This window comes from Pirellula sp. SH-Sr6A (genome assembly GCF_001610875.1).
Classification (GTDB): Bacteria; Planctomycetota; Planctomycetia; order Pirellulales; family Pirellulaceae; genus JBKCUI01.
Genome location: NZ_CP011272.1, coordinates 3,900,752 through 3,923,575 on the forward strand (window position 1 = coordinate 3,900,752; position 22,824 = coordinate 3,923,575).

The 22,824-nt window shown below is 55.6% G+C and carries 16 protein-coding genes; 9 read left to right on the forward strand and 7 right to left on the reverse strand.

Annotated features, from left to right (window positions below; genetic code table 11):
• Positions 1-113: 113 nt before the first annotated feature.
• Both floA and asnB read left to right on the forward strand, forming a co-directional pair.
• Positions 114-1,097, forward strand: coding sequence for a flotillin-like protein FloA (gene floA, locus VN12_RS14920; protein WP_146677576.1), 984 nt, complete (start codon positions 114-116; stop codon positions 1,095-1,097).
• A 45-nt stretch (positions 1,098-1,142) separates the two neighbouring features.
• The gene (gene asnB, locus VN12_RS14925; RefSeq protein WP_146677577.1) at positions 1,143-3,065 is read left to right on the forward strand and encodes an asparagine synthase (glutamine-hydrolyzing); all 1,923 of its coding nucleotides are present in this window, start codon (positions 1,143-1,145) and stop codon (positions 3,063-3,065) included.
• Here asnB and VN12_RS14930 read toward each other — a convergent pair.
• The 5 genes from VN12_RS14930 to VN12_RS14950 form a co-directional block, all read right to left on the reverse strand.
• On the reverse strand, positions 3,039-3,989 hold the full coding sequence (locus VN12_RS14930; RefSeq protein WP_168164435.1) for a phosphodiester glycosidase family protein: 951 nt from the start codon (positions 3,987-3,989) through the stop codon (positions 3,039-3,041). The genes asnB and VN12_RS14930 overlap by 27 nt on opposite strands.
• Positions 3,990-4,003: 14 nt before the next feature.
• Positions 4,004-6,460: a c-type cytochrome domain-containing protein gene (locus VN12_RS14935; protein ID WP_205855054.1), complete on the reverse strand. Its 2,457-nt coding sequence runs from the start codon at positions 6,458-6,460 to the stop codon at positions 4,004-4,006.
• 16 nt (positions 6,461-6,476) lie between these two features.
• Positions 6,477-8,990 carry a DUF1549 domain-containing protein gene (locus VN12_RS14940; protein WP_146677580.1) on the reverse strand — a complete coding sequence of 838 codons (2,514 nt, stop codon included), beginning with the start codon at positions 8,988-8,990 and terminating at the stop codon, positions 6,477-6,479.
• 119 nt (positions 8,991-9,109) lie between these two features.
• Positions 9,110-11,539, reverse strand: a complete 2,430-nt coding sequence (locus VN12_RS14945) for a PPC domain-containing protein (RefSeq protein WP_146677581.1) — start codon at positions 11,537-11,539, stop codon at positions 9,110-9,112.
• Positions 11,540-11,560: 21 nt separating this feature from the next.
• Entirely contained in the window at positions 11,561-12,862 is a 1,302-nt protein-coding gene (locus VN12_RS14950) for a DUF1501 domain-containing protein (RefSeq protein WP_146677582.1), read from the reverse strand.
• 341 nt (positions 12,863-13,203) lie between these two features.
• Here VN12_RS14950 and VN12_RS14955 point away from each other — a divergent pair, with 341 nt between their 5' ends.
• The 3 genes from VN12_RS14955 (at position 13,204) to VN12_RS14965 (ending at position 15,946) form a co-directional block, all read left to right on the forward strand.
• Positions 13,204-14,160, forward strand: a complete 957-nt coding sequence (locus VN12_RS14955; RefSeq protein WP_205855055.1) for a sugar phosphate isomerase/epimerase family protein — start codon at positions 13,204-13,206, stop codon at positions 14,158-14,160.
• An 11-nt stretch (positions 14,161-14,171) separates the two neighbouring features.
• A complete protein-coding gene (locus VN12_RS14960; protein WP_146677583.1) occupies positions 14,172-15,458 on the forward strand; it encodes a TCR/Tet family MFS transporter in 1,287 nt (428 codons plus the stop codon).
• Between the two features lie 62 nt (positions 15,459-15,520).
• Positions 15,521-15,946: a GNAT family N-acetyltransferase gene (locus VN12_RS14965; RefSeq protein ID WP_146677584.1), complete on the forward strand. Its 426-nt coding sequence runs from the start codon at positions 15,521-15,523 to the stop codon at positions 15,944-15,946.
• A gap of 32 nt (positions 15,947-15,978) precedes the next feature.
• On the opposite strand, the gene VN12_RS14970 is transcribed toward VN12_RS14965, so the two are convergent.
• The gene (locus tag VN12_RS14970) at positions 15,979-16,197 is read right to left on the reverse strand and encodes a BON domain-containing protein (RefSeq protein ID WP_146677585.1); all 219 of its coding nucleotides are present in this window, start codon (positions 16,195-16,197) and stop codon (positions 15,979-15,981) included.
• A gap of 312 nt (positions 16,198-16,509) precedes the next feature.
• Between VN12_RS14970 and VN12_RS14975 the strand changes: the two genes are divergently transcribed.
• Together VN12_RS14975 and VN12_RS14980 are read left to right on the forward strand one after the other, a co-directional pair.
• Positions 16,510-17,829 carry a hemolysin family protein gene (locus VN12_RS14975; RefSeq protein ID WP_146677586.1) on the forward strand — a complete coding sequence of 440 codons (1,320 nt, stop codon included), beginning with the start codon at positions 16,510-16,512 and terminating at the stop codon, positions 17,827-17,829.
• Positions 17,830-17,831: 2 nt separating this feature from the next.
• Positions 17,832-18,536 carry a DUF1080 domain-containing protein gene (locus VN12_RS14980; RefSeq protein ID WP_146677587.1) on the forward strand — a complete coding sequence of 235 codons (705 nt, stop codon included), beginning with the start codon at positions 17,832-17,834 and terminating at the stop codon, positions 18,534-18,536.
• Between the two features lie 70 nt (positions 18,537-18,606).
• On the opposite strand, the gene VN12_RS14985 is transcribed toward VN12_RS14980, so the two are convergent.
• Positions 18,607-19,707, reverse strand: coding sequence for an NAD(P)-binding domain-containing protein (locus tag VN12_RS14985; protein WP_146677588.1), 1,101 nt, complete (start codon positions 19,705-19,707; stop codon positions 18,607-18,609).
• An 88-nt stretch (positions 19,708-19,795) separates the two neighbouring features.
• Between VN12_RS14985 and VN12_RS14990 the strand changes: the two genes are divergently transcribed.
• On the forward strand, positions 19,796-21,184 hold the full coding sequence (locus tag VN12_RS14990; protein ID WP_168164437.1) for a basic secretory protein-like protein: 1,389 nt from the start codon (positions 19,796-19,798) through the stop codon (positions 21,182-21,184).
• A 134-nt stretch (positions 21,185-21,318) separates the two neighbouring features.
• Entirely contained in the window at positions 21,319-22,812 is a 1,494-nt protein-coding gene (gene mqo, locus VN12_RS14995) for a malate dehydrogenase (quinone) (protein ID WP_146677590.1), read from the forward strand.
• Positions 22,813-22,824: the final 12 nt, after the last annotated feature.

Sequence of the window (22,824 nt, forward strand, 5' to 3'; positions counted from 1 at the left end):
CGATTTTAGCGGTGGAATGGACTTGAAAGGTCGATTCACATCGCGAGGCAATCGCCCCTTTCCTGCTCTCACGATTCGCTTGCACTCACGATTTACTTACAGTGGACTGCTTCATGGATTTCCTGTTCCTCGCGCAAAACATCCAGTTGGACTTTCGAAGCATCCTCATGATTGGGCTTGCGATCGGCGCGGTCGTCATCGGCTTGATCGCGTTGGTCATCTTCTGGAATTTCGGAAGTTTGTGGCTACAGGCCAAGACCAGCGGCGCGGACGTTTCCATGATGAGTTTGATCGGAATGTACTTAAGGCAGGTTCGCCCGCACGTCATTGTCAACGCCATCATCATGGCGTCTCAGGCTGGGCTCGACACCAATCGACGCACCGGAATCACCACGCAGGACCTTGAAGCACATTACTTGGCCGAAGGGAATGTGATGAACGTGATAAACGCTATCATCGCTGCCCAGCGCGCAGGAATCGATCTCGATTTCGAACGAGCCGCCGCAATCGATCTTGCGGGACGCGATGTGTTAGATGCCGTGAAAACTTCGGTGCACCCCCGTGTGATCGACTGCCCTGATCCGAGGCATAGCGGCAACGGATTCCTTTCTGCGATTGCAAAAAATGGGATCGAACTGAAGGTAAAGGCTCGCGTGACCGTGCGAACCAACTTGGCCCAGCTCATCGGTGGTGCGACCGAGGAGACGGTCATTGCACGGGTGGGCGAGAGCATCATCAGTTCGATTGGATCGTCTGAGAATCATTTGGTGGTGTTGGAAAACCCAAACCTGATCACCCGCACGGTGCTCAAGCGAGGGCTGGATAACCAAACGGCTTTCACTATCGTTTCGATCGATATCGCCCACATCGAAGTAGGACAGAACATCGGGGCCAGGCTCCGAGCCGATCAAGCTGAGGCGGATGTTCGCATGGCTCGAGCGCAGGCGGAACAACGCCGTGCCGAGGCAATTGCGCAAGAGCAGGTCATGAAGGCTAAAGTCGCCGAGAACCGTTCCAATCTCGTGCTGGCGGAAGCGGAAGTCCCCCAGGCGATGGCAAAAGCGTTTATCGCTGGCCACTTCCAATCTGCAACCTAACGCGTTCGTCGTCGATTCAAAGCGTCAATCCTCGGGGTTTAATCCATGTGTGGCATCGCAGGAGGCGTCTGGCCATTCGGATCCGTGGGGATCGAGCCCGATATCCTTCAACGCATGACCCAGGCATTAGTCCATCGCGGGCCCGATGATGAGGGCGCGTGGATTTCGCCGGCGGAATCCGTTCGGCTCCACGCCGACTCCCGAGACCGTTGCGGAGTCGCTCTCGGATTTCGGCGACTCTCGATCATCGATCTCTCCACCGGCCATCAACCCCTCGGTAACGAAGATGGCTCGGTGCAGATTGTCTTCAATGGAGAGATCTACAACTATCGCGAATTGCGCCATCGACTCGAAGGCTCCGGGCATCGCTTTGAGACCCACTCCGACACCGAGACGATCGTCCATCTCTACGAAGATCTCGGGCTGGAATGTTTCCATCATCTGAACGGAATGTTCGCTCTCGCCATTTGGGACGCGAGGGAGAATCGGTTAGTGCTCGCGCGCGATCGGATGGGTAAGAAACCGCTCTATTACACCCTCCAAGATGGTACTCTTTACTTCGCCAGCGAGTTGAAGAGTTTACTGCAGGTCCCCGCGATCCGGCCCGAGATCGACCCTGGGAGCATCGACCTCTACCTGACGTATCAGTACATTCCTCACCCTCACACCATATACAAGGGGATTCGCAAGCTCGAGCCTGGACATTGCGCCGTGTTCCAATCGGGTGAGCTAACCGTCCAGAAGTATTGGTCGGTAGATTGGTCCTTCGAGCGTCCACTCCCTCTGAAGGAAGCGAAGGAGCAACTTCGTGAGCTTCTCACCGATGCCATCCGACTGCGTCTTCGTAGCGACGTGCCCCTCGGAGCCTTTTTATCAGGCGGGATCGATTCTTCGCTTGTCGTCGCGCTTGCTCAGAGAGAGCTCCAGCAGCCGATCCAAACATTCTCCATCGGGTTCTCGGAGGCGGATTTCGACGAAACCGGATTTGCCCAGCAAGTGGCCGACCATGTGGGGACCCAGCATCAACGGTTTGAAGTAACACCCGATGCGCTCGATATTATCGACAAGCTGAGTTACCAATACGACGAGCCCTTTAGCGATTCTTCCGCCGTGCCAACGTGGTATCTTTCGGAGCTTACCAGGCGTCACGTGACCGTCGCGCTCAGCGGTGATGGTGGTGATGAACTGTTCGGTGGTTACGAGCGCTATCGAGCCCTCGTGCTCAGCCATCGATTGCAGCATTGGTTCCCAGTTCAGTGGCTTCAAAAGACAGGGATCCTGCAGCGCTTGCCCGATTCGTCGGCTCGTCGATCCCTGCTGCGGCGAGTGCGGCGGTTCTGTGAGGCGCTCGGCCAAGGGCCGGTCGAGAGGTACATGAACTGGATTCAGATATTCGGAGAAGCTCAGAGGCTCGATCTGTTTCGCGATGATTTCGTCACCGAGTTGCCCGATCGCGATCCCGTCGACTTTTTGAGGAGAGCTTGGGAAGCGTCTGGCAAACGAGATCTGGTGAGCTGTGCGACGGCCGCTGATCTTCAAACCTACATGCCGTGCGATTTGATGACCAAGGTGGATATCGCCTCGATGGCCCATTCCCTGGAAGCAAGGCAACCGCTCCTGGATTACCGATTGGTCGAGTGGGCTGCGTCGCTCCCGAGTTCATTGAAGCTGCGGGGAAGCGTCGGTAAATACCTGCTCCGCGAAACCTTTGCTGACCTGCTGCCGGCTGCCATCTGGAATCGACCGAAAATGGGCTTTGGTGTACCAATCGCCAGGTGGTTCCGAACCTCTCTTCGCGATCGCACCTACGATGCCCTGCTTTCATCGGAAACAAAGTGCCACCGTTACTTTCGCAAAGAAGCGATCCAGTCTCTGGTCGATGCGCACATGTCAGGTCGGGAGAATCAAGCCTATCGGCTGTGGAATCTTCTCATGTTCGAGTTATGGCTTCGACGCTGGAATCCCTAGCATGACAGGGACAGGTCGAGGGGTACGTCCTGACGGGCGATTGGCGGTTCGCAATTGCCCCTCCTCGTCGGTCATCAGGAGAATCGAACTACCGCCGCCGTCCAAGTTGATCGCGTCGTCGCAACCGGATTCGAGCATCAACTCCGCCAATTCCTCTTCGCTAACCCCTTCACTTACCGTAGGTTGTCGGCCATCGACAATCAGCCAGACCATTCGCATTCCCGCGTGGGATATACCCAACGCCGTTCTTGGGTGCAGCACACTGCTTGGCTCTACCAGCTTCTTGCCGTGTTGAAGGATCCCGCGAAAGCCAGAAATTGCCCATCGAACTTCGGTGCGACTGATTGTTTCTTTTGCAGCAGATTCATCGAGTCGGATCCGACCGGAACCTTCTTGCCATACCGACCAGTATCCCTGTTCCGGAGGACTTACCAATCGGATGCCGGTGGAGGTCCAACCTTTGACATCTGCATGGCCACCGACGACATATCCAGGTGGTTTGCCGGTCGCCGGGTCCGGGAGCATGACCCAAGCATTGGTGTTGATTGCCGCCAAGAACCCAGCATCGCGGGCATGGCGATCTGGGGCTCTCAATGCGACTTCGGCAGGGCCTTCCCCATCGGGATCGGGAGGAACGCTAACGCCCAGCGGAATCGATGGATTGGTAGAAAGGTCCAATACCAGTCGATGGATGCGAAGAGGGCGAGGCGAAGATCTCTCTTCGAAAGAATACACAGCACCACTGGGTAATCGCCAAGTGGGCTGATCGCCTCGGACAAGGCCAGCGATCGACACGGTGTGAAAGGCCGCCCAGAAAACGGCTGCACGGAACACGGCTGCGCGGAACATCATTCGAAGGCAATCTGCACGCAAACGGGACCGGCCCACATCGGCTTTGATCTGTTCCACGTCCGTGGTTAGCATGCAGGGCATCGCCATTATTTCTTTCCGAACGCTTGCTGGAACAACTCCAATTGAGCGGTTGAAGCGGCCGCATCCGATTCAAGCTGTGTGGCTTGATCCTTCAGCTTGCCGAGCGCTTCTTGTTTGGCGGTCATATCCGTGACGACAGCCATCTTTTTGGCTTGCTCTTCGGCCATTCGCTTTTGGAGATCTGCGAGCTGCGCTTCCAGTTTGCCAATCTCCGCCGCCAGGGCATCCGCCTGAGTTTTCGTTTCAGTGATTGACGACTCGGCTGTCGGGATTTGCTGTTGGATTGCAGCGAGGGACTGCTCGATCGTGGTCTTCTTGCTCGCTAGTTCGGTGGGGCGATTGGCGAAGGCCTGAAGGTCGCTCTGGAGTTCGGCAACGCGGGCTTGCAGCGCGGCGACTTGGGCATTGATCGAATCGACCTGGGCTTTGGCTGCTGCGGCAGCATCGTTTGCTGCTTTCAATGCGGCTGTCGTGGATTCCACCCGTGGAGCAAGCCCATTGCGCATTTCGGTAAGTTGGATTACCGCGGCCGCCGTTTCATTCCATTCCTTCGTGATTGCCTCAAACTTAGGTTGGAGTTCAGCCATCTCCTGTTCGCGTGCAGCGAGCGGCCCTGCGAGGGGAGCAACTTCTTCCTGGATCTGGGTTAGAGCCGCTACGTGGATCGCAATCTGCATTTGAGTCGATTGGATCTTTGCATCGAGGGATGCGACGTCTGCCCCCGGCTCAGTTTTTTGTTTCACGAGAAGAGCAGCTTCCTCGTCCAGTTTCTTTTTATTCTCCCCGGCGACTTCGAGAAGCTTCTGTTTCGGAGCAACTTGCCCACGCAGCCCTTGCAGCTCTTCGTTCTTGGTTTTGAACATTCCCGACAACGCATCGAAGTTGGGTTTGAGTTGCGTTTGTTTTTCCGTGGAAGCCTTGAGCTGTTCGTCGGTCTTCGTCAGATCGGTTTGCAGCTGGGTGAGCTGCTGCTGGATAGCGGTGATTTGCGAACTTTTCGCAGCATAGTCGTTGCTGAGCTCCGTTTGCTTGGTCAAGGATTGTTGCAACTCGGACTGGGCTGCAGCGAGCAAGGTTTCCAGTGGTTGTGGATTAGCAGGGATACTCTTTTCATCCTTAGGATTTGCTCGCTGCCAAAGTCGGACATTACCGGCCCAGTCCCCTGCGGCGACTTGTTTGCCATCCACGGTTATGGCCACTTCGTGTCCTGCTTCGACCAACGGGGGCATTTCTCCGGCAGCGTTCCCTCCGATATCCCAAACTTTGACTTTGTTGTCACGGCCGGTGGAGACCATGGTTCCGTCGTTGCAGACATCGACGGCGAGGGCCCCACCCCCGTGAGCGTCCCACGACTTGATGACCTTTCCTTCGTTCATCTCCCACATCTTGAGAGTCCCGTCCATGGAGGCGCTGATGAGGGCAGCCGAATCCGGTCGCCAAGCGAGAGATCGAATCTCCCCTTTGTGTCCCTGGAGGTCCAAATACAGTCTCCCTGTGTCCGCTTCCCAAACCACCAATCCAGCGCTTCGGTCGGCGGAGGCGAGGAGCAATCCATCGGGGCTAAATCGAACCGTATAAATCCAATCGGTGTGCTTTTTCTGTTCGTATTTCAGTTCACCGGTGAGGGTGTCGTAGACGCGGATAAGTTTTTGCGGGCCGCCCAGCGCAATCAACTGGTTGTTGTCGTTGATATCTGCGGACATGACGATGTCCAACTCGTCGCCGACCCGCGCGATACGATTCCCGGTTTCAATTTCATAAAGGGCTGCATAACCGGAATGGCTGTGCTTTCCTCCCCCGATGAGGATTAGTTTTCCGTCGCGTGAGAAGGTGATCGACTGAGGTTCCCCTTCTGGAAATGGAAGGATGCCAAGCAGTTTGCCCGTTTCACTGTGATACAACGAGACTTGCATCTGCCCCCCTACCGCCACGAGCGGGGACCAAGGGCTGGCAGCCACGGCAGACGTGGTGGCCGCTCGATTGGTTGCGAAGGGAGTTTGCCTCAGCATGGTGGTCGGCATCGGAGGCGCCCCTTCGGGGCGTCCGATCTTGACCGAGAGAGCCATCGCACTGGCCTTCGGCTTCTTGATTTCCGAACCGCTGTTCTCGGGCATCCCCTGCTCGATCCACGTCTTCAAGAGATCGACCTTCGCTTGGGCGATCATGTCTTGATTGGGAGGCATATAGGGTTGCTCTTTGTGCGCGGTGAGTGCGTACAAACGAGATGAATCCAAGTCTCCCTCGACGACCACCTCGCCCCCGCTTCCTCCGGCCATCAGGCCTTGGTAGGAATCGAGCGCCAAACCGCTCTTCTTGTCGTTCGCATTGTGGCAGGACGTGCAATGCTCGCGCAATATCGGCTTGACATGATCGTCGTACGTAATCTTCGTCGGCTCTTGTGCCCAGGCACGGGTGCAGCCGATTGCAATGAACGTTGTGACGAAAAACAGACGCTTCTTCATAGTGCTGTACATCAAACTAGTGATTGAAAATGAACTCACGGCTGTTGAGGATAGCCCAGAAAATATCCTGGATTCCTTGGTCCGCATTAGGCGCTTCCGCAATCGCTTTCACCAAAGTGGCTCGTTCCTCTTCGGTGGGCTTTCGGCTCACGCAACGCATATAAATCTTTTCGATGATTTGCTCTTGTGTGAGCCCTTGCTCTTTCCAAGTCTTCAGCAGTCCTCCTTGGTTGATCTTTCCACCGGTGGTTTGACCGTTGATCAAGTGCAGGGCCTGTGACAAGGATGGATCGGTCGTGGCTTCGTCGGCGCAAACCGTCGTGCGTTGGCTTCGACCAAAGGAGGTGAGGAAGTAGCTGCTCGTCGCACCATCCGCGATCTGCACCGCGCGGGCACCGATCGGCAATCCTCGGAATTTGTCCTTTGTATTCGTAGCTTGCGAAATGCAATCAAGCAAACTCTCTGCAGGAATACGGCGAACTGCGGCGTGTGAATAGTTTCGGTCATCCAGTTCGTTCCCTTCGACGGGGGTACAAGAACGCTGATAGGTTTGCGAGTTGCAAATATCGCGAACCAGTTTCTTAATGTCGTACTTGTATTCGACCAGCTTCCTAGCAAGCTCGTCGAGGAGCTCAGGGTTGCTCGGTGGATTGCTCGCGCGGAAATCGTCGACCGGGCTAACGATTCCGACTCCCGTGTAGTGAGCCCAGATACGGTTGGCGACACTTTTCGCGAAGAACGGGTTCTCCTCGCTGGTCAGCCATTGGGCCAAGACTTCACGGCGGTCCTTTCCGGCGACATCGGGGACGTCCCCTCCAAGAAACTTCGGTTTGACCACGGCGCCACCCACAGGGTGGTTGACTTCTCCACCACCGCTGTTGAAGACGAGGAGCTGTCGATAGTCCTCGCTTTGTTTGCGACCGATCTGGGAGAAGAACGCGGTGAATCCGTAGTAATCATCCATCGTCCATCGATCGAATGGATGGTTATGGCATTGGGCGCACTGGGTTCGAATTCCCATGAAGACTTGAGCGACGTTTTCGGAGAGCTTCAATCGATCCAGTTCGACTTGGTAGAAGTTCGTAGCTGGATTCTGGAAGGTTCCACCGGTGGCGGTAATGAGTTCCCGAACGATCTGATCGATCGGTGTGTTCGAGGCAATCTTATTGGTCAACCAGTTGTAATAAAGATAAGCCGCTTTGTAGCTGACCTGATTGTTGCTCTTGATCATGAGGAGATCGGACCACTTCATCGCCCAGATTTCGCTGAACTCTTTGCGATCGAGCAAGTTATCGATCCACTTGCTTCGTTTGTCCGGGGTCGTGTCTTGCACGAAGGCCACCGTCTCTTCTTCGGTCGGCAAGAGACCTGTGATATCGAGCGTGGTTCGACGAACGAATTCTTCATCGGTGCAAATAGCGCTCTCTGGCAATCGGAGCTTTTGGAGCTTTGCTTTGACCAGGGAATCGATGTAATTGCCGTAATGATCCGGGGCTTTGTATGCGATGTTCTCAGGCAAGGCCAGGATTTGAGATCCCACGGTGTGGGTATCAAATCGGGCCATTACAAACGCCTCACCTCGCACGCCGCTCTTCACGTTGCCATCGGCATCGACTGCCGCGCTGCGTTCGTTGTTGGTGGTGAAACTGGCCAAATCCCAAACGTCGCGTTGGACCCCGTCCGCGTAGGTCGCGACAGCGACCAACTGTTGCATCTGTCCTTCACCCTCGATCACCGCCTGATTCGGATAAACGTCCACTTGGGTGACGATCGGAGAGCGCGCTGCATCGGCCGGGGCCCCGTTCTTGAGCCAAGTCAAAATGGTGTCGTAATGTTTGCTACCTGGCTCCACTTTTTTACCGCCGGAGTGCTGAACAGCCCCGGTGGCTTTGAGGAGCAAAAGGCTTTGGTCGGGTACCGCAAGATTGATGCGACGGATACCGATTTCGCGTGTGATACGTTGATAATCGCCGACGGGATCGTACCCGAACAGACTGAGTCGGAAGCCATCTTTTCCACGAGCCGCGCCGTGGCAGGAGCCCGTGTTGCAGCCGACTTTGGTCAATACTGGCATCACGTCTCGTTCGAAGCTGATCGGCCGGACTTGGGAGGAGTTAGTCGACTCGATCGTGGCCTTGGCCGTTTGACCGTTCCAAGTCGCGGTGAGTTCGGCAGTTCCATCTCCTTTGGGAGAGAGAACAAAATCCTTCCAGTCCGCGACGGTGTCGGCGGAGAATTTCCACTCGGCCATGCGAGTGACGTCTTGGGTTACTCCGTCTTCGCGGGTCGCAACCGCGATGACGTGTTGTATGTCGCTTTTGGCGCTGAGTTTGATGACGGGCGGGTAAACCGCGATCGACTTCCATGCTGGCTGCGGCGCTGGAGCTGCGGCGGGAACCGAAGCTTCGGGTGTCGCGGCGGGCGCTGGCGTGCTTTCCTGGGCGAAGGCCGCGCTAGCGATGGCTCCGGAAACACCGATCAGCATGAGGGAGTTCGCCCAAGGAGCTGTGCGAAAGAACGGGTTGTTCATAGGGTGGGTAGCCTGAAGGTGAACTGCTGCTGAAGACTCATTGGCGGGGCACGTGGCCCCGACCGTTGCACAACCTTGCCGAGGCGGAAGGGTTGTCCATTCTGGATGCCGTCCGCGGACTAGCGACCGCGTTGCTGCTTTAGCTGCTCCAACCGAGTCAACGGTTTGTCGGTCGGTGGAGGCGGGGCTGCAGCAGTGGTTGCTGCGGCGGTCGTAGCGGGAGGTGCGATTGGAACGTCGATTTGGATTTCCGAGTTGCCGTTGACTTGCGTGATCACTCCCTTGTCGGTCGTGACCGTGCCTCGGTAGACAATCGTTTTGTAATTTCCGGCTCGCGTTTCGGGTGGGATCTGCAGCGTGAAGGCGAGACGCTCTGCATCCGGTGCAAGCTCTTGTTTCGGAGCCACCGCGGTGGTACCTGGCGGGACACCCAAGATCTCGATTTCGACTTTACCTTCCACCGGTCGTTTCAGTTTTGCTCCCAAGATCACGTCCGCAGGTTTTCCCTGTTCCGCCATCGTCTTAGCAAATTTGAACTCGAACAACGGTTCGGTCACATCGATATGAAAGAACTCGCTCGCCAGCACAATCGGACCGTATCCGTTGTCTGTTGTCGCGAGAACGATCAGAGGCCATTTGCGAATCGCTGCACCGTTGTTGGCGGTGAGAGGCATCTCGATCGAGGATTTGTCCCCTGGGATCGTAACGGTGGAGGCACCGATTCCGGGTGGAGCGTTGAGCAATCTCACGGTCACCGGCTTATCGAATCCTTCGTTTCTCTTGATGTTGATGGTGAGCGGGAGGGACCCATTGCGAACCAATGGAACCTGAGGCTCGACTACCGCCACATCGAATGGGGCTGGATCGATCAAGGCGACGGGTAATCGATGATCGGTTTGCCCCCAAACATCCACGTTGTTCTGTCCTCGGACCAACATGGATCGTTGACGGAGATTACCCGTGATCTTTTGTTCAGGTGAGGCTTGGATCGAAGCGATAAAGTCGACAATTTTCCCAGTGTTTGCGGCATTCGCATCCGCTCGGAAGAGCATTTGAACGTTTCCTAAATCGGCGTCGCATTTGGTTTCCAAATGGGTCAGGCCAGGAGGAAGATCGAGGGCTTCGATCTTCGTTTCTCCCCCCACGAACCGACGTGCGACGTTGACCAAGATGGCCATCCTTCCGCCGCGCGGTACCTCGACCGTTTGTGCGACGTAGCGTTCTTGCTCGGTGATCGTCGCTTCGACAGTCGGCGTTTGCAAAAGGACTTCGGCGCGATAAGCGAATTGCTTTCCAAAGCGTCCCAAATGATCGTAGACGCAAACCGCATATTTGCCATCCTCGGGTACTTTGAACTGGAGGTAGCTATCGGGGCCGCCCGAATCATCGTTTCCGGCGAGTGCCCCTCCTCCGACTTTCCAGACCTGGAGAACCGAGTCGACTTGCGATCGAATAGGGGATCGCGCGTGAACACGAATCTCGAGTTGTTGGTCCTTTTTGGCTTCGAACACCCAGAAATCCCGATCTTTTTCGGTTTCCAGCAGCCCGTTGAATGCCGCAGGAACCGCACTGACGATCTCCACCTTATTGTGGTCGTCGTTCGGCTCGGACTCGAGGGCGTTAGGGACGTCGACGACGCGCAGGTAGTTCGGGGACGGGGCCATCAAACCATCGCGCTGCGACCAAACCTTGAAAGCCTCGGTTGGCTCGTTCGGCAACTGGAATGTTTCTTTCCAAGAGTTGCCGAGGTTATCGATACAGGTGACTTCAAGCTTTTCACCTGGGCGACCTCCACTGGGGACCATCGCGACGGGGCGAGGGAATCCACCGACATGCAGTCGGTAACGGGATCGATCGTTTCCACCGAAGCTGCTTTCGCGGACTTCAATGATGTACTTTCCGTCGCGTGGCGCCACGATGGAGGCCAAGCAATCCTGTTGCAGGAAGACCGAATCATCGCTCGAGGCAATCTCGAATCTCTTGTCATCGTAAATGGCGATGTAGGGATCGAAGAAGTCGTTGAGATAGGCATGTCGAAGCCCTTCGATTTCCACATGAAGCGTCTGCCCCTGTTTGAGTTCGACCTCGAAGTAATCGACGTCTTCGCTCAGCACGACGCCATCGATCGTGGAACCGATAGGGATAGGTTGAGGTTTGGCGAATTCGTTATTCGGTTCTGTTTCCGCAACGCTGGGCATTGCGGAAACATTGAACAGTCGCAGGTTGCTGATTCCCGTATCGGTCACGACACGAAAGGGGTGCAGGTCTGGCGTCACGGTGGCGTCTGCTGCGATCGTGGCTTTGATCACATTCGCATCCACCTTGGTGATGTTTGTCGCCGTCAAGCCTGGCGAGTAGAACAGCAAGGCCTTCGCATCCCCGAGCCGCGCACCCGAAATGGTGACCTCGGCTGAGGTTCCTCGCTGGATTCCGGAAAGGGATAGAACATTCGCGTCTGGATGGCTGGCTCGGGTCGGTGCAGTGCCAAAAGCACCCGCCGACGCCAATCCGAACCCTACAAGCAGGTTGCGCCAAAGATTCATTTTCATCGTGGAGTCCGTGAAGGCCAATTAGGCAAGGATATCGGAGAGAACTTTTCCGCCGTCGCAAATCTCGATGGGACGGTCGCCCGGTGCCATCAACTCTTTGTCTGCGACGATTCCGAGCAAGTGGTACATGGTGGTCGCGAGATCCTCCGGAGAAACCGGATCGAACTCAGGCTCGGTCGCGGTCGCATCCGACGAACCGTAGACCAGCCCACCCTTCACGCCACCCCCGGCGAGCATGACCGAAAAGACCTTGGGCCAGTGATCGCGTCCTGCTTCATTATTGATCTTCGGCGTACGGCCGAATTCACTGCTGACCATGATCAAGGTGCGAGAGAGAAGCCCGCGCGACTCAAGGTCTTCGATCAATGTCCCGATGGCTTGATCGAGAGGCGGCGTATCCCGGCGCATCCCGGCGGAGATTTGGTTGTGCATATCCCAGCCGCCGTAGGTCACGGTGACGAATCGAACGCCGGCCTCGACCAATCGTCGCGCCATGAGGAGGCGTTGGCCAGCAGCATTGCGTCCATACTTGTCTCGGAGACCATTGTCTTCCGCTTCGATATTGAATGCTTCGCGCGCTTTCTCGCTACTGATAAGGGAGTAAGCTCGCTGGTAGAACGTGTCCATCGCATTGATCGCGTCGGCGTTCTGTTTCTTTTGGAAGTGCATGTTGACCGCATCCAATGCGGTGCGGCGTCGCTCGAAGCGAGTCATATCGACGCCGTTGGGCAAATTCAGGTCTTGGACGCGGAAACCCTTGTTCGCTGGGTCGGCTCCCAAGCTAAATGGGCCAAACGAAGAGCTCAAGTATCCGGTGCCGGCATACTCGTTGGCGGAGTTTGGAATAGCCACATACGGAGGCAAGTTGTTCTTGGGGCCGTATTCGTGACTAATGACGGAACCAAAGCTTGGGAAGACCAACGCCGGCGATGGTTTGTAACCGGTGAACATATTGTGCGTCCCACGCTCGTGGGCTGCTTCACCGTGGGTCATCGATCGAATAACCGTCAAGCGATCGGAAAGCGACGCCAGCCTCGGCAAGGTTTCGCAGAAGACGTCGCCGGTTTTGGTTTTGATTGTTCCGAGCTCCCCTCGATACTCGAGCGGGCTGTAAGGCTTTGGATCGAACGTTTCTTGGTGTGCGATACCGCCAGGGAGGAAGATGTGAATGACGCTGTCCGCCTTCGCATCGATAAAGTCGTAGTGCTTCTGGTCGGCCTGGGCTCGCAACCGGAACAGATCACCCATCGAGAGTCCGAGCCCTCCCAGAGCACCCACGGTGAGAAAACCTCGACGACCAAGCGGATTACCGAGACATCGCATTATGACCTACTCTCCTGTTGAGAAATTCGATTGGGCTTTACCAAACACAGCCACCCACTCCTTTTCCGATCTATCGACCCTCGGGCCGATTTGTGGTTCCACAAGGCCGGTTTATGGTGCCAAGAGGATGTGCCATGATCAAGGCGGGCTGACGGTTGATCTAACGTAAGGCGGGAGGATGGGAGAACCTATGCTAGGTCCTCCGCGGGGATCCGGCTATTATAGTACTCGCCGAATGTGGTTTGTACCCGGATCCCGTGTGAAACACTTGCGAATTTTCAAGTTATCCCGCGGACCCCTGTCTCGTTTCGAGCACACCTGTATCCAAAAGGCAACACTCGATGTCCTCACAATCACCTTTGCGTCCCGATTTCCAGATGGGCCGCCGTCGAATTCTGTCCGGTGCCTCCACTGCGTTCGCGGGGCTCGCGGTCGGCGGGTCTAGCTGGCAAGTCCTTGCTCAAACCACATCGAATACGTCGGTTCCGGCCCCGAACGAGATGCGATTTGGGCTGGTAACCTACCAGTGGGGTAAGGATATGGACCTGCCTACGGTGATCGCTGCTTGCCAGGCGGCTGAAATGGGAGGGGTAGAATTGCGGACCGAGCATCGGCACCGGGTCGAACCCGCGCTGACAAAGCTTGAGCGATCCGAGGTAAAAAAGCGCTTTGCGGACAGCGGGATCGAGTTGATTGGGTACGGTTCCAACTGCGAATTCCATTCGGCCGACCCAGCTGTGGTGCAAAAGAATATTGAGCAAACCAAAGAGCTCATCCACCTCATGCACGATTGCGGGGGGAGCGGGGTCAAAGTGAAACCGAACGGATTCGCATCGGGAGTTCCTAGGGAAAAGACCATCGAGCAAATCGGCAAAGCCCTTCAAGAGCTTGCCGCGTATGGAGAAGGCTATGGTCAGCAAATCCGATTGGAGGTGCATGGCTCGAACACCAGTCGACTGGATGTGATTCGGGACATCTTTCAAGTGGCGGAGCACCGCAACGCGGCCGTCTGCTGGAACAGCAATCAAGAAGATTTGGTTTCGCCAGGCCTTGCGACCCATTTTGGAATGGTGAAATCGCGCTTGGGAGATACAACACATGTCCGCAAACTCGACGATGGTGATTATCCCTATGCCGAGCTATTCGAACTGTTGCTACGAGCGAATTACCAAGGATGGGTGTTGCTCGAAGCGCACTCCAATCCAGAAGACAAAGTCGCTGCCATGAAGCAACAGACTGCTGTCTTCCGCTCGCTTCTCGCCGCCGTGCGAGTCAAGCTGGCCGCCAACCAACCATAACCAACCTACGAATGTCCGATTCTCCCAACCATTCCGAATCATCGACGAAGGGGACAACGAAACCGCCTCGTCAAGCTGCGATCGCCTTCATCATGATCACAGTGATCCTCGACGTTCTTTCGTTGGGGTTGATCATTCCGGTACTGCAAAAGTTGATCAAAGAGCTTGTCGGTGGCGACGAGTCGGTGGCTGCCTTCTATATCGGGCTTTTCGGAACGCTTTGGGCGTTGATGCAGTTTTTCTGTTCGCCCATTATCGGTGCTCTTTCCGACCGCTACGGCCGGCGCCCCGTGCTATTGGTTTCGACTTTTGGGTTGGGGCTGGACTTCGTGTTGCTCGCGCTGGCTCCCAATTTGACGTGGTTGTTGATCGGCCGGATTATCACCGGGATGACCGCGGCAAGCTTCTCGACCGCGCAGGCTTATCTCGCCGACGTCACTCCGCCGGAGCGTCGAACGGCAGCGTTTGGTTTGTTTGGGGCGGCATTCGGAATCGGGTTTGTGCTAGGCCCGGCGGTGGGTGGGATGCTTGGGTCGATCGATCTGCGGCTTCCCTTTTGGGCTTCCGCATTCCTGACCTTGGCGAATGGTTTTTACGGTTACTTCGTATTGCCCGAGTCGTTGCCCAAGGACAAACGCAGTGCCTTCAGCTGGAAGCGAGCCAATCCGCTCGGTTCCCTTCAATTGCTTCGATCCAAGCCAGGTTTATTACCCATGGCTATTATCCTCTTGCTCTACCAGCTCGCGCACTTGGCATTTCAGAACGTCTTTGTTCTTTATACCGATACGCACTTTGGATGGGAGCCTTGGCAAATCGGGTTATCGCTCGGAACGGTCGGCATCCTCAACATGATCGTACAGGGAGGTTTGATCCGACCCGCGATTCGGAGGTTCGGTGAACGGAAGCTGGTCTTTGTCGGTTTGACAGGTGGGATCATTGGGTTCGCAGCCTACACCCTCGCGCGCGATGGGACGACGTTTTATTGGTGTACGATCTTGTTTGCGTTGATGGGATTCTTTCAAGCTTCTATCAACGGGGTGATGTCCACACGATTGGGGCCATCGGAGCAGGGACGCCTATCGGGTGCGAATAGCTCCATGATGGGAATCGCCGGGCTGATTGGGCCGTCTCTTTACGCCACCGTTTTCGCTTGGTCGGTCCATCCCGACCGCTCCCCGCTTTGGCAAGGTGCACCGTTCGCAGTTGCTTGCGGTATTCTAGTCCTCGCGTTGATCTTGGCGTTTTTCACCGTACCCCAGCGAGCGACCGCGCAAGCTGCGGTTTCCACACAACCGTGACATGAGTGGGGAAGAGCCAGTCGTCTGTCTTCCTCTCCGCTCATTCGCTTTGGACCGTTCTTATGGATGCTGCCAGCCCCCGCGTGATCGTTTATGGGATCGAGCCCGATCTCAGCGCAACAGAGTTCATCGATTGCTTGAGACGCTCGACGCTCGCGCAGCGAAGACCGGTCGATCAGATCGAAACCATCGAAAGTATGCTGCGCCACGCGCAAGTGATAGTGACGGCTCGCGACGAATCGGGCTTGCTCGTCGGGGTGGCTCGCGCGATCACCGACTTTGCGTACTGCACCTACCTCTCCGATTTAGCCGTCGACGAAGCGCATCAGAAACAGGGCATCGGACGTGAACTATTGCGACGGAGCCACGAAGCGGCGGGATTGGGGACGACGCTCATACTGCTATCAGCTCCCAAGGCGACTACCTACTATCCGCATGTTGGACTAGAGCAGCACCCCAGCGCCTGGATCATTCCTCGCCAAACATGAGCGGCCGAACCGAAGTTGCGGCCGAACCGAAGTTATCGGGGCTCTTCGACTTCGAGTTGATTGCAAATCCGTTCGACTCCTTCGATTCCTCGGAGCGATTCCTGGATCATTTGCTTTTGATAAAACGAATCGACTTTTCCACGCAGAACGATCCGCCCCGCTGCGCTTTCTAGGAAGACTTTACGGCGTGGAGCGTGAGGGCTCGATTGGATCACGCGATCAATGCGATGCAATAACGGGGAGTGGGACATAACTGCGGTTCCGTCGGACAGAGTGGTAGGAGGGATGCCGAAAGATGCCACAGGACCGGCACAATGCGAACGAAATGGCGAGCGAATTTTCGGGAACAGCGGTGAGCTAGTCGGTTTGCGAGTTTCTTGCCGGGGGAATCGAGTGCATTTCCGACCAAACCCAAGCAGGAACCATCAATCTGCGGTAAGATACCGTTCGGTCTTGCGTTGCGAACTAGGAAGACCGCATGGCTGTATTATCCCGGCTTCAGGGTGGAGTCGGATGGTTGTGCGTGATTGTTCGATACCGTGTGAGGATTGCAGTACTAACGAATGCCTGAGTGGTTTCCAGATCTCGGATCTGTCGTCATTGCGTTGATTCTCGTTGCAGTCAATGGATTCTTCGTCGCAGCTGAGTTTGCCCTAGTCAAAGTTCGCCTTGGTCGCATCGAACAGCTTGTTGTCTCGAAGAAGCTCTTTTCCAAAACCGCTCGATGGCTGGCCCTTCGGCTAGAGCAATCCCTGTCGGCTTGCCAGCTGGGCATCACGATGGCCTCGCTCGCGCTCGGCCGTGTCGGGGAACCTGCATTTGCGGCCTTATTGGAAACACCCATCAAGGCGGTGGGGATTACCTCGGAAGCAGCCCTCCACGCGGTCGCGTTTGCCGTCTCCTTCACCTTCGTCACCGCGTTGCATTTGGTAATTGGAGAGCAGGCACCGAAGATTTTCGCTATTCGCAAACCCGAATCGATGCTCCTCGCCTGTGCCGTACCGCTGCAGTTGTTCTACATCGCCAGCTATCCGTTGATGCAGTCGCTGAATGTCACGACGGCAGCTCTTCTGCGTTTAATGGGTGTCAATTCTCAAGAAAGTGGAGGGATTCCCTACAACGAAGAAGAGATACGGGCCTTGCTACGAGAAGCCCACGTGCACGGTAGTTTGACCCGCAGCGAGCATAGTCTCATCAACGCTGTATTCGAGTTCGACGACTTGGTCTGCCGACGCATCATGGTCGCGCGAGCGGATATTGATTTCATCGATATTCACGAACCGACAGCGGAAACTCTGAAGATGATCCAGAGAACCCAACACACCCGTTATCCAATTTGCGATAGCTCTCTCGATGAAGTGATCGGAGTGCTTCACGTCAAAGACATCGTCGCGACGGAACTCGAGGACGGGTTCGATTGGAAGAAGATCATGCGACCGCCAAAAAAGGTCCCAGAAAACATGCCCATCAGCAAATTGCTGCGGCACTTTCAGGGTACCCACCAGCACATGGCTTTTGTCGTCGACGAGTATGGCACCATCATTGGGATCGTCACGCTCGAGAATGTCATGGAGGAGATCATCGGCGATGTCGCAGACGAATTCGATGTCGTCGAACCGGAGATCGTACCCGACGGCCCTGGGAACTTCATCGTCCTCGGGTCGACTGCCGTCGACGACCTGGAAGCCCGCTTGGGAATTCAGTTTGAAGATGCTGACGTGGACACAGTCTCTGGATTATTATTGCATAAAGCCGAACGCATGCTGGTCGCAGGCGATGTCATCGATTTCGATGAACGTGTGCAGGCAAAGGTCCTTTCCGTTTCTGACGACCGAGCGACCAAGGTCAGATTCACCCTCCTTTCCTCAGAAGAAGTTGAATAATCATGGCGCACACCTGGAAAACCCTTCTCACCGTATTGGCTTGGTCTGCCCTCGCAGCATCTAGCGCACTGTCCCTCGCACAAGATTCCACAAAAAAGCCAGTCAGTCTTTTTGATGGCAAGACCCTCAAAGGTTGGTCCGGTCTGAGCGAAAACTGGAAAGTGGAGGATGGTGCGATCACCGGCGTGAATACCGCTGAGAATCCTCTCAAGAACAACACATTCCTCGTCTCCGACAAGAAGGTTTCCGACTTTGAGTTGACCCTCGAGTTCAAAATCGACGGAGGGAATTCGGGGATTCAGTATCGCAGCAAACTGATCGATGCAGACAAATTCATCGTCGGTGGCTACCAAGCCGACATCGATGCCAACAAACGCTACATGGGCATCAATTACGAAGAGCGTGGACGCGGGATCATGGTCGAGAGAGGTCAGATCGTTGCAGTCGACGACAAAGGTGCGAAGAATAAAGTCGGAACGTGCGGCGATGCCGATGCGCTTCTAGGAAAGATCAAATTCGGTGATTGGAACTCATACCGAATCGTGGCCAAAGGGAACAAACTTCAGCACTTCATCAACGATGTACTGATGTCGGAATTGCAGGACGGTGAAGCCGCAAAGCGAGCCAGCGAAGGAATCATCGCCTTGCAAGTGCACGCCGGACCGCCGATGAAGGTCCAATTCCGAAACATCATGCTATCGGAATAGGCTCAAACCCGACTCTTCATTCTCTTCATACCATGTTCCTCGAAGCCTTCGGGGCAACCTAGGCTTCTTACTACAGCTCGCGGTGCTTCTCGTCTCGGTCGATGGCAAGAGAGGAGGCCGGAGCCGCGCCACTAAGATGAGCGAGAATCTTAGCGACGTGGACATGGCAGTTCTCGATAAAGACCTTCACGCCTCCTCGTTGAGAACCTGCCGTAGCCGTTCCCGCCACATAGACGCCAGGGACGCTGGATTCCATCGTCAGAGGGTCGAGTTTCGGTTTAAGATTCTCACCATCGAGTTCGAGCCCCAAACGCTGAAATAGGCTGGGATCCTGATCGTAACCCGTCAAAAGCAACAGATGCTCATAGGGAATGGATGTTTCCCTGTGAGTTTGTCGATTCTGCAATTGCAGGGTTCGAGGCTCGATCTTTTTCACGTCGGTGTAGGGCAAGAACTCTACACGACCATCGGCGATCAAGCTTCGGATCTCGGGGAGCAGCCAGGGCTTCACCCTTTCAGGGCTGAATCCTTCGCCTCGATGCACGACGATCAATTGGCGATTGATGCGAGCGAGACGGACCACCGCCTCCGCTGCCGAGTTCTTGGCGCCGACAACCACAACTCGTTTGCCGAATAGCTCATGGATGTCCGGCATGAAGTGCGAAACGTTATGCCTATCCTCTCCTGCCACTCCCAGCTGACGCGGATGATGCATATCTCCAATGGCGAGAACGATGCGACGGCAAGAGACCACGGAAACTCCCCCCGAGTGCTCTTCATCGAGAGAGCGGAAGGATGGGCCACCAACTGCCGTTCTTGATTCCACGATACGGCACCGGAATCCCTCTGCCGAGCGTTGTGCGGTGACAAGCCGTTGGCCTTGATGGATGGTGAGATCTTCGGAGAGAACCACTCCGCGCAAATAGTTCAGGTAATCTTCGCGTGTCGCTTTCCCGTGCGGGTAGGTTTGAAATGGGATACCAGCGAGGGCGATGCGTTCTGGTGAGCTAAAGATAGGTGTTCCTGGGGCGTACCAAGCGATTGTGGAGGCGACTACTCCCGATTCGATATGAACGCAATCGAATCCCTTTCTTTGGAGCGCCACAGCCAGTTCAATCCCGATAGGGCCTGCGCCGACGAGCAGAATGTCTGTTTGAAGTGGAAAAGACATTGGAATCCTTGCGAGAAAAGGAATGGATCAGCTCGCTCAGGATACTAGAATCGACCTGCATCACCAACTCCTCGCACCGATTTCTAACATGATCACCACTTCCAGCTCGCTCCATCCCTGGTCGTCGCACCAATTTGCTGCGACCGTTTTCAGTACCTGCATTGCCATGATCCTCGCACCGTCACTGGCCGCGCAAGTGCGAGTGGATGCGGAACAATCGAATGAAAGCCAATTCTTCGAGTTCGAGCGGATCCAGCGACCTGCAGTGAATGATCTTGGGATGAAAGCGAAATGGGCTGTCGTCCGCGGTCGCTTGGACGGGAACTCGATCGGCACTCCAGCCTTGGGGGATGGCAAAATACCCCAAACCGAGGATTCCCCTCGCGAGAATTGCTTCTTTGCAGCGGGTAGTGGGGGCGGATGTTTGGCCGCGGACCTAGGTGCAACACAGGATATTGCGGAGGTCGTTACCTATTCGTGGCACCCGAGCTCGCGAGCCCCTCAACGTTTCACGCTCTATGCTGCAACAGGGGAACACGAGGGTTTCGTTTGGGATCGATTGGATAACGACCGATCCCCGGAGCAACAGGGATGGAAACGCATAGCCGACGTCGATACCCGCACTCGACGAGGAGCCGGTGGACAACATGCCAGCCGTGTGACCGATGAATCCGGCTCGCTCGGCACCTATCGCTACTGGCTTGTGGAAGTCCAGCCGACGGCAGCCAACGATCCTTTCGCTCATACATTTCTCTGCGAAATCGACTTCATTGCAAAAAGCGTCGACTTGCCGGAACGTATTGTTGCACCCGAGAGGCAGTCGTTCGCTTTTTCCTCTTCGGATGGACAGTATCAGTATGTCATCGATGTTACGGCAGCCCCCGAGCTGGCGGATTGGACAGAGACCGAGTTGAAGCCCGTGATTTTGGAATGGTATCCTAGAATTGTCGCGATGCTCCCGAGCGAAGGATTTACAGCCCCCACCAAAGTGACGTTCCGGTATCAACCGAGCGCGAAGATGGAAGGCATTCCTGCTTATGCACAAGGGGGAACGATCTCGCTGAATGCGGGATGGATGAATCGAGAGAAAAACCGCGAGGCACGAGGCGCGGTGGTTCACGAAATGGTCCACGTCGTGCAGAGCTATCAAGGCCGTCGCAATCGCGGAGCGCGGCGTGAACCGACACCAGGCTGGATTGTAGAGGGAATTCCCGATTATATCCGTTGGTTCCTTTACGAGCCCCAATCCAAAGGGGCTGTGCTGAGCAAGGAGGCGTTATCGAAAGCAAAGCATGACGCAAGCTACCGCGTTTCGGCCAACTTCATCGACTGGGTTATTCGGACGCATGATCCGTACGGCACCCTCCTCACCAAGCTCAACGCGGCCGCGCGAGAGGGACGTTATTCCAACGAGATTTGGCAAGAACTCACAGGAAAGAGCGAGGACGAATTGGCTTCGCAATGGAAGAGTCAGTAGTCCCGAATGCGAATTCGTGCTAGGACAGCAGGAAAACGTTGATATAGTCTAAGGGGCCGCGACGCCGTTTGCATCGAGTGTCGTAGCCATCGAATTCGCATCTACCTTGCCTCCCCCGCCTTCCAGCACGCAGCATGACCTACAATTCGCACGTTGAGTCCCCGGACGTCATCCTCATCGGTAGCGGCATCATGTCGTCCAACCTCGGAGCGATGCTTAAGAAAATCGCGCCCGAGCTCAAAATCCAGCTTTACGAGGTCTCGAATGAGTTGGCCCAGGAAAGTTCGAACGGGTGGCATAATGCAGGGACTGGTCACGCCGGAATCTGCGAGCTGAGCTATACTCCATTCATGCGACCCGACGGGACCGTCGACGTCTCCAAAGCGATTGAAATCTTTGGGCAGTTCGAGCTGTCGAAACTGTTTTGGGGCTATGCACTCAAGTCGGGGATGATCCAAAACGGCAGGGACTTCATCAACCCCGTCCCTCATATCAGCTTTGTTTATGGCGAAAAATCGGTGCAGTATCTTGAGGCCCGTTACAAGGGGCTGACAGCGCATCATTTCTTTCAAGGGATGGAGTTCACCACGGACCCGGAACGCGTACACGAGTGGGCACCCTTGCTCATGGAAGGGCGCGAAAAGATCCCGGTCGCCGCGACCAAGATGGACAACGGCACCGACGTGAACTTTGGCGAGATCTCTCGCAAACTGATTCATTGGCTCTCGGAGCAACCAGGCTGTGGCGTCGCGACCAACCATCGCGTGGTCGGTCTAAAGCGGACGAGTCGCGGCTGGGATGTGACCATCCAAGCCAAGGGTGGCAACAGGATTCAAAGCAGTGCCAAATTCGTATTTGTCGGTGCGGGGGGAGGCAGCCTCCCACTCTTGCAAATGTCGGGGATCGCGGAGGGGAAGGGATTTGGCGGATTCCCCATCGGCGGTCAATGGCTGGTCTGCGATAGCCCGGATATAGTCTCTCGGCATCAGGCAAAGGTATACGGACAGAGCCCTGGCGCCGCTCCGACCATGGCAGTTCCCCACTTGGACACGCGCGTCATCGACGGAAAGAAATCCCTTCTGTTTGGTCCCTATGCGGCTTGGACTACCAAATTTCTGCACAAACACGGCAGCTTCTTTGATCTTCCCGGTTCGATGCGATTGGACAATGTTAGCTCGTTGATCAAGGTAGGTCTCTACAACTTGCCGCTCGTTCGCTACTTGATCCAGCAAGGGACGCAGAGCATGGCATCACGCATGAAGTCCTTGCGAGAGTTCTATCCCGATGCGAAGGACTACGACTGGCGGTTGATCGATGCTGGGATTCGGGTGCAAGCCATCAAGAAGGAAGACGGAAAGGCGGGGATCGTTCACTACGGGACGGAAATCGTCACCGACGCCGATCATACGATCTCTGCGCTTCTCGGAGCATCGCCGGGGGCTTCCGTCTCGGTTTATTTGATGTTGGAAGTAATCAAGAAATGCTTCCCGGACTTGGTGAATGATCCGCAGCGCAAGCCTGCGTTGTTGGAAATGTTCCCTTGCTATGGAGAAAACATCGCTTCACCCGAATATTCGGAACGCTTCCCTTCCCTCGATCAACAAGCTGAATCAAATCTCTTCTCATGAGATAAACCAGAA